This is a genomic window from Gilliamella sp. wkB171 (genome assembly GCF_001693755.1).
GTDB classification, from domain to species: domain Bacteria; phylum Pseudomonadota; class Gammaproteobacteria; order Enterobacterales; family Orbaceae; genus Gilliamella; species Gilliamella apicola_F.
In genome coordinates this window covers 82929-94528 of record NZ_LYST01000043.1, presented here as the reverse complement: position 1 = coordinate 94528, position 11600 = coordinate 82929, and the positions used below count along the sequence as shown (strand labels likewise).

The 11600-nt window shown below is 34.5% G+C and carries 7 protein-coding genes, 1 pseudogene and 1 CRISPR repeat array; of the genes and pseudogenes, 5 read left to right on the top strand and 3 right to left on the bottom strand.

The genetic code is table 11. The features are described 5' to 3' along the window. Positions 1-5: 5 nt before the first annotated feature. Positions 6-242, bottom strand: coding sequence for a YhdT family protein (locus A9G03_RS06515; protein WP_065798752.1), 237 nt, complete (start codon positions 240-242; stop codon positions 6-8). Between the two features lie 178 nt (positions 243-420). Between A9G03_RS06515 and ilvC the strand changes: the two genes are divergently transcribed. Next, a complete protein-coding gene (ilvC, locus tag A9G03_RS06510; protein WP_065798751.1) occupies positions 421-1899 on the top strand; it encodes a ketol-acid reductoisomerase in 1479 nt (492 codons plus the stop codon). A 1082-nt stretch (positions 1900-2981) separates the two neighbouring features. Continuing rightward, positions 2982-3909: a CRISPR direct-repeat array (repeat unit 28 nt; unit sequence GTTCACTGCCGTGTAGGTAGTTTAGAAA). A gap of 385 nt (positions 3910-4294) precedes the next feature. After that, on the top strand, positions 4295-4867 hold the full coding sequence (locus tag A9G03_RS06505) for a cell division protein ZapC (protein WP_065798750.1): 573 nt from the start codon (positions 4295-4297) through the stop codon (positions 4865-4867). Here the strand turns inward: A9G03_RS06505 and A9G03_RS06500 are convergent. Both A9G03_RS06500 and greB read right to left on the bottom strand, forming a co-directional pair. Continuing rightward, positions 4857-5957, bottom strand: a complete 1101-nt coding sequence (locus tag A9G03_RS06500) for a YcbX family protein (protein ID WP_257006550.1) — start codon at positions 5955-5957, stop codon at positions 4857-4859. The genes A9G03_RS06505 and A9G03_RS06500 overlap by 11 nt on opposite strands. Positions 5958-6109: 152 nt before the next feature. Further along, on the bottom strand, positions 6110-6595 hold the full coding sequence (gene greB / locus A9G03_RS06495; protein WP_065634879.1) for a transcription elongation factor GreB: 486 nt from the start codon (positions 6593-6595) through the stop codon (positions 6110-6112). 42 nt (positions 6596-6637) lie between these two features. Between greB and A9G03_RS06490 the strand changes: the two are divergent. The 3 genes and pseudogenes from A9G03_RS06490 to A9G03_RS06480 form a co-directional block, all read left to right on the top strand. Continuing rightward, a pseudogene (locus A9G03_RS06490) lies at positions 6638-8803 on the top strand (Tex family protein); the annotation flags it as partial. Between the two features lie 682 nt (positions 8804-9485). Next, positions 9486-10931: a hypothetical protein gene (locus A9G03_RS06485; protein WP_143425828.1), complete on the top strand. Its 1446-nt coding sequence runs from the start codon at positions 9486-9488 to the stop codon at positions 10929-10931. A 62-nt stretch (positions 10932-10993) separates the two neighbouring features. After that, positions 10994-11482, top strand: coding sequence for a hypothetical protein (locus A9G03_RS06480; protein ID WP_065798746.1), 489 nt, complete (start codon positions 10994-10996; stop codon positions 11480-11482). The last annotated feature ends 118 nt before the right edge of the window (positions 11483-11600 follow it).

The window sequence follows — 11600 nt, the reverse complement described above, 5'->3', positions numbered from 1 at the left end:
TTGAATCACTTAGTCTGTTCTAAAGAGATATCTTTGAATTGAGATTTTACAACAATAATACATAACAAAATAAAAGCTAAAGGTGTCATTATGCAAGATAGTTCAAACCACAATGGTAAACCCCAAAAGCCTATTTTGTCACCCACGCAATAAGCGCAAATAATCCAAGCAATGAGGTAAATAGCCGTTAACAGCAATGATAACTTAGCTTCTTTTTTAGCTTGCTTAAAGCGAGTATCCATCTTATACAAATTGCCGATAAATAAAAGGTGGCTTAGAGTAAAAGAAACCGTAAAACTTAGCAAGTATATTGCAATTTATGCAATATAATATTTTAAATATATCAATTTTAGCAATAAAAAATTTACTATATAGTGTAGTGCATATCAGTTATGAATTACTCAACTCATGGAGAGAACAATGTCAAATTACTTTAATACTCTAAATTTACGTGAAAAGTTACATCAACTTGGTCAATGCCGCTTTATGGCGCGTGACGAGTTTGCATCTGAAGCCAATTTTTTGAAAGGTAAAAAAATTGTCATAGTCGGTTGTGGTGCACAAGGTCTTAACCAAGGCCTTAATATGCGTGATTCTGGTTTAGATATTGCCTACGCTTTACGTAAAGAAGCGATTGCTGAAAAACGTGCATCTTGGAAAAAAGCGACCGAAAATGGTTTTAAAGTAGGAACTTATGAAGACTTAATTCCGACAGCTGATCTTGTTATTAATTTAACGCCAGACAAACAACATTCAGCTGTTGTCAAAGCTGTTCAACCACTGATGAAACAAGGTGCTGCACTGGGTTATTCTCATGGGTTTAACATTGTTGAGGTGGGCGAAAAGATTCGTTCGGATATTACAGTTGTTATGGTTGCCCCTAAATGCCCGGGTACCGAAGTACGTGAAGAGTATAAACGTGGCTTTGGTGTGCCAACGCTTATCGCTGTCCATCCTGAAAATGATCCTAAAGGTGAAGGTTTAGCCATTGCTAAAGCATGGGCCGCTGCAACTGGTGGTCATCGCGCGGGCGTTTTACAATCTTCATTTGTAGCCGAAGTTAAATCAGACTTAATGGGTGAACAAACTATTCTTTGTGGTATGTTACAAACGGGCTCACTACTTTGCTTTGATAAGCTTGTTGCTGATGGTGTTGATCCTGCTTATGCATGTAAATTATTGCAATTTGGTTGGGAAACGATCACTGAAGCATTAAAACAAGGTGGTATAACGTTAATGATGGATCGCCTATCTAATCCTGCTAAATTACGTGCGAATGCTCTAGCTAAAGAGTTAAAAGTGATTATGACTGATCTTTATCGTAAACATATGGATGATATTATTTCAGGCGAATTCTCATCAACGATGATGAAAGATTGGGCAAATGATGATGCTAACTTATTAAAATGGCGTAAAGAAACTGGTGAAACAGCATTTGAAAAAGCTGCCGAATATCAAGGTAAGATCGACGAACAAGCTTACTTTGATCAGGGCGTTGTCATGATTGCGATGGTTAAGGCTGGTGTTGAACTTGCATTTGAAACTATGCTTGAATCTGGTATTTTAGCTGAATCAGCTTATTATGAATCACTACATGAGTTACCACTTATTGCTAATACGATAGCGCGTAAACGCCTGTATGAAATGAATGTGGTTATTTCGGATACAGCTGAATATGGTAACTATCTATTTGCTAATGCAGCAGTACCTTTATTAAAAGAAAAATTTATGCCAATGTTACAAGCGGGCGATCTTGGCAAAGCTATTCCAGAAGGTAGCGTTGACAATGCACAATTACGTGATGTAAATGAAGAAATTCGTAATCATCCAATTGAAATTATTGGTCGTAAATTACGTAGCTATATGACTGATATGAAACGCATAAATGTAGCAAGTTAATCAACTATCCTAACTAATAAAAGGTGTCAAATGACGCCTTTTATTATTTTAAAGTAAATATTCTCTATTGTTTGAATAAATGTTGACGTCATATCGACTAATATTAATCGTGTATATCAAAATCCTGTCACAGGATTGAGGATAACAGTACTACGATTTATCACTTACAATTTACTTCAACTTTAAGAAATGCTAGTTAATATATAGTAACCTTTAATTGGATGATAGCGACTTAACTTACTTGGTTATATGGCATTTTTTTGTATTTTTTGGCAGCAAATAACGCTATGATATAGCCCATTTATTACTGAAATTTGAGTCTTAATACTCTTTTTATTTAAAAAACTTTTAAGTTTTAGCAAGACGCTTTAGTGAGTTAGAAAGCTATTTAAAAATTTGTCAAAACTAGTCAAATAAAAAAGCATTATGATTATCATCAACAACCTGCCATGCAGCTAAACAATGCATTGATTGCGTTATCAATAACGGTCGATATTTAACAACCCACACTGCAGTGAATGCAAACTATTTTTCCCAACTGATCTATATCTATCTACACCATATACCTGACTGTGAACCGGTTACCTAAGGTTAGGTGATATTTACAAGATTTCTAAACTATTTATACGGCAGTGAACTTAGCGGGTCGAGGAGGTCAATTATCTCGAATTTTCTAAACTACTTACAGAGTAGTGAATAAAAATACAGACTAATAGTAAAAATTACAGAGTGTTAATTAATTGTCCTATCTTGGGTATGAATAAAATCAATGTTAAAACGTCGAACTTATTTATTACGTTAGTCACAGGTTATCAGCAATATATTATTGATTTTATTTTCTTACTGTAACCAGATTAATTGATTGATTTCTTGCTAAGAATTATAAGGGTATAAATAAATTTTAGTTTTATTACAGCTGAATAAATAAAACAAAAAATTCCCCTTTTTTTAACCCTTTTTTTTCGCCCATTTTAAAAGTTAATAAAATCAATAGATTAAAAATAGCTACAAAAAAAGGGTTTTTAAAAGCAAAAATATCATTTACCTTTATCTGAACAACGATTATAGTAGGTCGTACTCTAGTTCACTGCCGTGTAGGTAGTTTAGAAATGCGCACTAAAAGTGTGGCAAATTGTGCAAAGGTTCACTGCCGTGTAGGTAGTTTAGAAAATACTTGAATCAGCCAATGAGTTCATAAACTCGTTCACTGCCGTGTAGGTAGTTTAGAAATGTGCAAATTGTGAAATTAAAATCCACAACTTGTTCACTGCCGTGTAGGTAGTTTAGAAACATTATTGCAAGATGTAAACAAAGGTTGGTTAGTTCACTGCCGTGTAGGTAGTTTAGAAATAAGGATAATCCAGCAATTATCATTGATCATGGTTCACTGCCGTGTAGGTAGTTTAGAAACAAAGAATTGGGCGATGCAACCGAGGCTGGTAGTTCACTGCCGTGTAGGTAGTTTAGAAAACTTTATGATGAATGGTGGAAACATCTTAGTAGTTCACTGCCGTGTAGGTAGTTTAGAAAGCTGCATCAATTAATTTTTTGAATTCAGTTAAGTTCACTGCCGTGTAGGTAGTTTAGAAATCTTTCAAGCGCTAAAGATCTGCTTAACTATTGTTCACTGCCGTGTAGGTAGTTTAGAAATGCACCGCCGAATGGCTCAACATAAATAGAATGTTCACTGCCGTGTAGGTAGTTTAGAAATGTTGCTGCAGATGCTATTTGCTGATTCAATTGTTCACTGCCGTGTAGGTAGTTTAGAAAAAGGAAAAAGTAGAGCAGATTAAACAACAAATGTTCACTGCCGTGTAGGTAGTTTAGAAATCTTCGACATCAAAAATTATCATACTATTCTCGTTCACTGCCGTGTAGGTAGTTTAGAAAGATTGCATATATAACTAGCGTTAAAAACATAAGTTCACTGCCGTGTAGGTAGTTTAGAAACGACTGCCCTATTGGCGTTCGGGTGAGAAATAGTTCACTGCCGTGTAGGCAGAGTTAAAAATTTTACAGAAATTTAGTTGTGATTAATATCTGGTTTACAATCATTTTATACCTTGGATAAACCAAGGTAATCTTCTTCCTATTAATTATCTCATCATCATTTAAAATTATCTAAATCGATCATAATCCTATCTCGCATTGATATTCTGTAAAGAAGTTTAATTTAAGCTATATGTTATGATATAAAAAAAGTCGGATCGAATCGGATCAATGATCCTTAAAAAAGATCCAAGTTAGATCGTTTTGATCTTTACCCATTACTGATAAATTTTTTAAAAATTAAGCAATTAAAAAGTTTTTATTTTAATTTATTATTTATTTTTTATCTAAGTTATGTTATCTTTTTGTGCAAATTTAGTTCAACTTTAAAAAGGGTAATATCTCAATGAAATTAGCTTTTCGACCAACTGATAGTTGGCGTTGGTATTTTGATAGTGATTATGATAGCTTGATGCTTGAAGTATCGCCCGAAATGCTATTTCGTTCATGTTATCCTAGTAAAATGTTGATTCCCGATGTTTTTGGCGAGTTTCCTTTTTCTGTCAGTGATGCAACCGCTTATTATCAATTTTTTGATAGCTGTCAATTATTGAATCTTAACGATTCGCAAAAAATTGAATTGTCGATAAATGCAATTGTTGCTGCCAATTTTTTAAAGCCACAAATGCCAAAAAGTTGGTACTTTTCACAGCAAATAACGGCATATCGACCTAAAATGGCCGATATTGTTGTAGTAAATATGCAAGAAGGGGGGCAATCAGTGTTTTTAATGGTCGTTGAAGCCGGCGAAAACGCGTCGCTTTGCATTGTTGCTCAACCGACGTTTGTGGCTATGAACAAAACCTTCTGTTTTTCAGAAGCGATTAAAGTGATGAATGATAGATTAATGCCAATTTCAACAAGTTCAATTGATGATATTCATAGTAAACATCCACTTGAGTTAGAAGCTATTTCTTAACTAATTCAATTTCAATATTACTTTTGGGTATACAGCTACAAGCTAAAATTCGATTTCCTCTTTTGATAGCAGCTTTAGTCATCGCTGTTACTTCACCACTTTTCAAAAGCACCTGACAACGTCCACAAATACCGGCACGACAAGAATAGGGCACAGCTATTTGATGTTGTTCTAATTGTTCTAAAATTGTTTGCTGATTATTACCTTTAATTTTTTTATCTTGAAAAGTAATTGTACAAGGTTGATAGTCTTTTCTTGATTCTTTAGGAAAGTTTTTAATATAATTTTTAGCTGGTTGTCGCTCCAGTACTTCTATCGGATCATCTAAACAGACGGTACCATGATTACGAGCAATCATATTCATACCAAAATCAATTTTATCCTCACTATCAGCTCTGAAATAGCGTAACGTTTTCAGCGGTTCATTATCGGTTGATAGTTTACTTGTTTCAACATTCATGGTTGTTACAACACATCGCGTACAGGGTTTAACAATATCAAATATAACTTGACCAATTTTAATGGTTTTCCAACCATCTTCTGCAAAGGGTAACGCATCTTTAATAATAATATTACCGCGAAATTGGCGAATATCGAGTTTTTCCGGGCATTGTTGTTGTAAATAATTAAAAGAGGATTGATTAAGTAACAGATAGGGATATCCATCAGCAAAGCTTACCGCTACATCAGAATAGTGTTTTGCACGTCGTGATAAATGGTTACCTACCCAACGTACTTGTACATCTTTTTGCAAGAACTGACTCATAAATTGATTGACACTAATTGGCGCAATATGCGAAGTAAAATGATTTTCCCATACTTGAGTAGGTTCAACATCTTGTGAAAAATCATCTAAATCAATAGCCATTGCTTGCTTAGAGGGTAATTGTAGATGAATCTTATTATCTACCAGTGTGGTTTCGATTTTTAATAACTGTGGATATTGTCTTGCTGTAATAAAAGTCCCATCGGGTTCACTTATCATCAAAACACGATCGTATTGAAAGCCGCCTTCGGTGGTGGTGGCTTTTTTTACGGGAATACCTTTCATGGATTTGCAGGGATAAATGTATAACTGATCAACTAACATCATGATAATTGTACTTAAGATTCAATTGTTAAATTATAGCTTTATTTGCCTACAAGTTATAGAAAATTATTTGTCAGACAATATTAGTAACATCTGATTGAGCATAATAAATTATTTGATTTTTAAAGTGTCATTTTAATCAATTAAATAGATTAAAGAGTTAATTCTTGATAGCTAATAGCCATGATATAAAGGTAATTTGTGCCATTAGGGGTCATAACCGATATTTCATCATCGACCTTATGACCAATTAATGCGCGGGCAACAGGGCTGTTTATTGAGATCCAATTTTTTTTCGGATCGAATTCATCGGTACCAACAATACGATAAACATGTATATCGCCGGACTCATCTTCTAGCTTTACCCAAGCCCCAAAAAATACTTTACCTTCCTGCTTAGGATCGGGATCAACAATTGTCAGTGTTTCTAAACGTTTAGTCAGAAAGCGTACTCGTCTATCAATTTCGCGTAATCTTCGCTTGCCATAAATATATTCTGCATTTTCACTGCGATCGCCAAGTGCTGCGGCATCAGAAACCGCTTGTGTCACTTGTGGTCTTTCTATTTTCCATAAATATTTCAGTTCACGATCGAGTGCCAAATAGCCCTCTCTTGTTATATAATTAGCTTTTTGCATAATAAAATTCTATTCCGTTAATCGATGATATACAGAGATACCATGATAAATAATCAAATTAGCCATATTATAGCCGGTGAACTCACGGTAAAACCAGAACAAGTTTTAGCGGCTATTCAATTATTAGATGAAGGAAGTACCGTCCCTTTTATTGCCCGTTATCGTAAAGAAGTAACGGGAGGATTAGACGATACCCAACTACGCACGCTAGACAGTCGTTTGAGTTATTTGCGAGAGCTTGAAGATCGTAAACAAACAATATTAAAATCAATCGAAGAGCAAGGTAAATTAACCACAGAATTAAGTGAAAAAATCACACAGACACTTAGCAAAACTGAGCTTGAGGACCTTTATTTACCTTATAAACCTAAGCGTCGTACCCGAGGGCAAATCGCCATTGAAGCAGGACTTGAGCCACTAGCTGATGATTTATGGCAAAGCCCACACCTTAATCCAGAAACCGAAGCAGAAAAATATATTAACAATGATAAAGGTATTGCTGATAGCAAATCAGCGCTAGATGGCGCACGCTATATTTTAATGGAACGTTTTGCTGAAGATGCCGCTTTACTTGCTAAAGTTCGTCATTATTTATGGAACAATGCCCATTTAGTGTCGCAGGTTGTTGCGGGTAAAGAAGAAGACGGCGCCAAATTTCGTGATTATTTTGCGCAAAGTGAGCTTATCTCTAAAGTGCCTTCTCATCGCGCATTAGCAATGTTCCGTGGTCGTAATGAAGGTTTTTTACAACTATCATTAAATGCTGATCCTCAATTCGAAGAGCCGCCAAAAGAGAGCTATTGTGAACAGATTATTACCGAGCATTTGGGTGTTCATTTTAATGATCAACCTGCTGATAAGTGGCGAAAGGCAGTAATTAATTGGACATGGCGCATTAAAATTTTAATGCACATGGAAACTGAACTGATGACGACTTTACGTGAGCGAGCAGAAGAAGAAGCAATTAATGTTTTTGCAGCTAACTTACATGATATGCTCATGGCTGCGCCTGCTGGTATGAAAGTCACGATGGGGATGGATCCCGGCTTACGTACCGGCGTTAAAATCGCGGTGGTTGATGCTACAGGAAAACTTGTTGCGACCGAAACAATCTATCCGCATACAGGACAGGCAGATAAAGCTGCGATGATAATTGCGGCCCTTTGTATTAAGTATCAAGTCGAATTAGTGGCGATTGGTAACGGCACGGCATCGCGGGAAACAGAACGTTTTTATCTTGATGTGCAAAAAAAATATCCCGAAGTGAAAGCGCAAAAAGTGATTGTTAGCGAAGCGGGGGCATCGGTGTATTCTGCCTCAGAACTGGCCGCGCAAGAGTTTCCGGACCTTGATGTATCATTACGCGGCGCAGTATCGATTGCGCGTCGGTTACAAGATCCATTAGCTGAACTGGTGAAAATCGATCCTAAATCAATTGGCGTAGGACAATATCAGCATGATGTAAGTCAAACACAATTAGCCAAAAAGCTTGACGCTGTTGTCGAAGATGGGGTAAATGCGGTAGGGGTTAATTTAAATACGGCTTCTGTGATGTTACTCGCGCGCATTGCAGGGCTTAACAAAGTCATTGCCCAAAATATTGTTGATTGGCGTAATGACAATGGTCAATTTTTAGACCGTAAGCAATTGCTCAAAGTTGCAAGATTAGGGCCTAAAGCTTTTGAACAGTGTGCAGGTTTTTTGCGTATCATGGATGGTAAAAATCCGCTCGATGCCTCTGCTGTGCATCCTGAAGCTTATCCGGTAGTTGAAAGGATTTTAGAAAAGAATCATAAATCCTTAAAAGAGATTCTAGGTGATAGCAGTTATCTTAAATCATTGAAAGCGGTTGATTATGTCGATGATCATTTTGGTGTGCCAACAGTCACAGATATCATCAAAGAACTTGATAAACCCGGACGTGATCCAAGACCTGAATTTAAAACTGCCCAGTTTGCTGATAATATCGAAACAATGGAAGATTTAAAAATAGGCATGATTATGGAAGGTGCGGTAACAAATGTTACCAATTTTGGTGCATTTGTTGATATTGGTGTACATCAAGATGGTTTAGTGCATATTTCAGCTCTTTCAGATAAATTTGTAGAAGATCCGCGATCGATTGTCAAAGCTGGCGATATTGTAAAAGTTAAAGTGGTTGAAGTCGATATTCCACGTAAACGTATTGCATTAACCATGCGTTTAGATGATGCGGTGACCACTAAAGCCGAAGTAAATAAAAGCCAGCATCGTAGCAATCACGTGCAAAAAAATCACAATGCACCTTCAAGCACCAATAGTGCAATGGGTAATGCGTTTGCTGCTGCTTTTAAAAAAGGAAAATAATAACTTTTTTATCTGCTTTAATTTATTTTAGCGAATTAAAAGGGTGATGATTTGTCATCCTTTTATTCAATCTATTTGATATTATTTTCATTTTTATCGTTTGTAGAAATCACTTTGAAATCTATTTTTTTTGGTATAGAATTGCACAAATTATATTCTATTTTGGACGAATAAATTTAACAAGTTTACATTTTTTGCTCCAAATAGACGTTTAATTTTATACTCGGGTATAACCAACATATTCTTTTCTTTAATTAGCTTTTCTTTTGTATTTTTTTAATGTCATTATTTTAGTTTTAAATGCAACATAGGAATGGATTTTAAAAAAATAGTTACTATTTTTGCATCTAGCAATAATTTCAAAACGACATCTCTTTATATTTAGATGCATAAAGTTGGTATAAACACTAACAAAAAGTAATAATCGATAACTGCTAAAAAGTTCACAATTTTTTTATCAAATGATAATTAATTTGTTCGTTCAAACTTCAACTCAATAATCTTGCTCAGCACTTTGGATAAGTTAATGAATAGAGGCTTAGAAATGAATAACATTATATATTATATAAAGAAAGTGTGTTTTGTTCGATTTAAATTAAACATTATAGTTTTATTTATATTGTTATTTTACAGTCGTATAACAATAGCAAATTACTCTATTATAACGGTAAATTATATCCATGGTAATCCTCCTGATATTCTTGCAAGTGCGGATACTAAAGTTTTAAACGGAATTAAAATCAAATTAAAATTAGATGATCTCGATCCAGTCGTTATTTCGCCGGGTAGTGCAAATAAGATTTCTGTTGCTTACAATACTTCACCTAGCCTTTATTCATTTGATGTCGATATTTCGAGTTTAAATGATAGTGATATTATTGATGTGGACGGGGATAAATTGTCGAGTATTGATAGTTTCGTCATTCAATCGATTAATGCTCAATGGCTTGACCAAAACAATAACATTATTGCTTCTGATTCTACAGCCCCCCTTGGTCGTGATGTATGCACGTCATCTACGGTTAATGCAAATTTATCGGTGAAGGTGACCATTACATTTATTGCTAAAACCCAATACGGTATTCCTGACACTTCAAAACCAAGAGAAGTGTCTAAAACATTTAAAGTAAGTGCTGATGATGGTATCTGTTACATCAGACCTGGCGTACTGGCATTGATTACAAACAATGGTTGGAGTGAAGGGAATAACTATGCTTCTTATGGCGCGGATACAATAAGTGTTGATCCTTCTTATAACAGTGATCAATTTACCTTTCATCAAGGCTTCAAGGCAACAGCAACAGATTTAAATGGAAACCATTTTCCAACTTATGGTTTTCCAGAGGCTCGTTTCAGAATTGTACCAGTCAATCCCATATCGGATTATAGTTATACCTTGGTCAAAAATCCCAATAGTTCATTAGTAAATACTGCTCGATCTTCAAGCGCTGATTCTAAAAGTGAATTTAAATTTACCAATAATGCACCTAAAAAAGGTGATAAATTTATAATATTAGTCACGAATAATCGGACGTTAGCCCAATTTTATTATACTTTTTCTATCAATCATTGGTTATATTTCTTGAATAACATACCTGGTAATTGGTCAAACTCGAATAAATTATGTCAACAAAATAATGATAGATTGCCAACACGAGCTGAGATCTCGAATTCTCCTTTATCTTACATTCCAACAACTAACGATAGTTATTATATAAAAGGCAATGGGTACAGAAGAGCAATCGGTGAAGGGTTAACGCCAGAATGGGGTAAAGTCTACTTCTATGCACCTTTAGATATTATTGGTCGAGATATGATGTCTGGATTGCCAAATTTAAAAAATTTAATCTACTATAAATTCTATTTCACAAATGAACAATCATCAGTAAAAGATGTATTGGGTAATAACAGATATTATAGTGTAGGGATAGTTGAGGGTAATGTTATTGTTGAACCTGGTTTGGCATATACTGCATGTGTTAAATATTAATCTGATGAACGTCATAATTTATCAAATCAAAAAGTTTATATTAGACATTAGAAGGTATTTTTATGATAAAAAAGAGATCGATAATGTATGTGATTAATAATATGTTTAAGTTTGATTCCAATATTATCCCAAAAAAACAAATGTTTTTTACATTACTTTTTACGATAGTAGTTTTTAATCTTTTTTTTAATATGCAAGAGGTTAAAGCATTATCTTCAACCGAGGTGAATGTGATTAAAAAAAATATCACTTATTCCCAACAAGTGATGAAAATAGGTTGTTTTTATTCGGATATAATCTATTTGCCTTTATCCGAAAATCAAAAGACAACATTAAATCAAGTTGACCTTGATGAAAGTGATATCGTTAAAAATACTTGCTTTGATAATAAACACGATATTTGTTGTCATTTTTCTGAGCCAATTACATTTTTTACCTCATCAGCAGCAATAACTGAACTAGGACAGAGGTATCAAACAAGGATGTTTGAACTTAATCATTTTGACCTCAACCGTATGTGCCATTTACACACCACTGTACACATTCAATAAATACAATATTTGAGTTATATAAGAAAATTATCAGATACACTATTCAACCTTAAGTTGATAATTGTCACTGTATAAAATATAAGTATTTTTCTTAAAAAATATAAAAAGTTTGATTATT

Excerpts from the sequence above, each read along its gene's own strand:
- A9G03_RS06480 (WP_065798746.1), top strand. The coding sequence starts at position 10,994 with ATGATAAAAAAGAGATCGATAATGTATGTGATTAATAATATGTTTAAG.
- A9G03_RS06505 (WP_065798750.1), top strand. The coding sequence starts at position 4,295 with ATGAAATTAGCTTTTCGACCAACTGATAGTTGGCGTTGGTATTTTGAT.
- A9G03_RS06485 (WP_143425828.1), top strand. The coding sequence starts at position 9,486 with ATGAATAACATTATATATTATATAAAGAAAGTGTGTTTTGTTCGATTT.
- A9G03_RS06500 (WP_257006550.1), bottom strand. The coding sequence starts at position 5,957 with ATGTTAGTTGATCAGTTATACATTTATCCCTGCAAATCCATGAAAGGT.
- A9G03_RS06515 (WP_065798752.1), bottom strand. The coding sequence starts at position 242 with ATGGATACTCGCTTTAAGCAAGCTAAAAAAGAAGCTAAGTTATCATTG.
- greB (WP_065634879.1), bottom strand. The coding sequence starts at position 6,595 with ATGCAAAAAGCTAATTATATAACAAGAGAGGGCTATTTGGCACTCGAT.
- ilvC (WP_065798751.1), top strand. The coding sequence starts at position 421 with ATGTCAAATTACTTTAATACTCTAAATTTACGTGAAAAGTTACATCAA.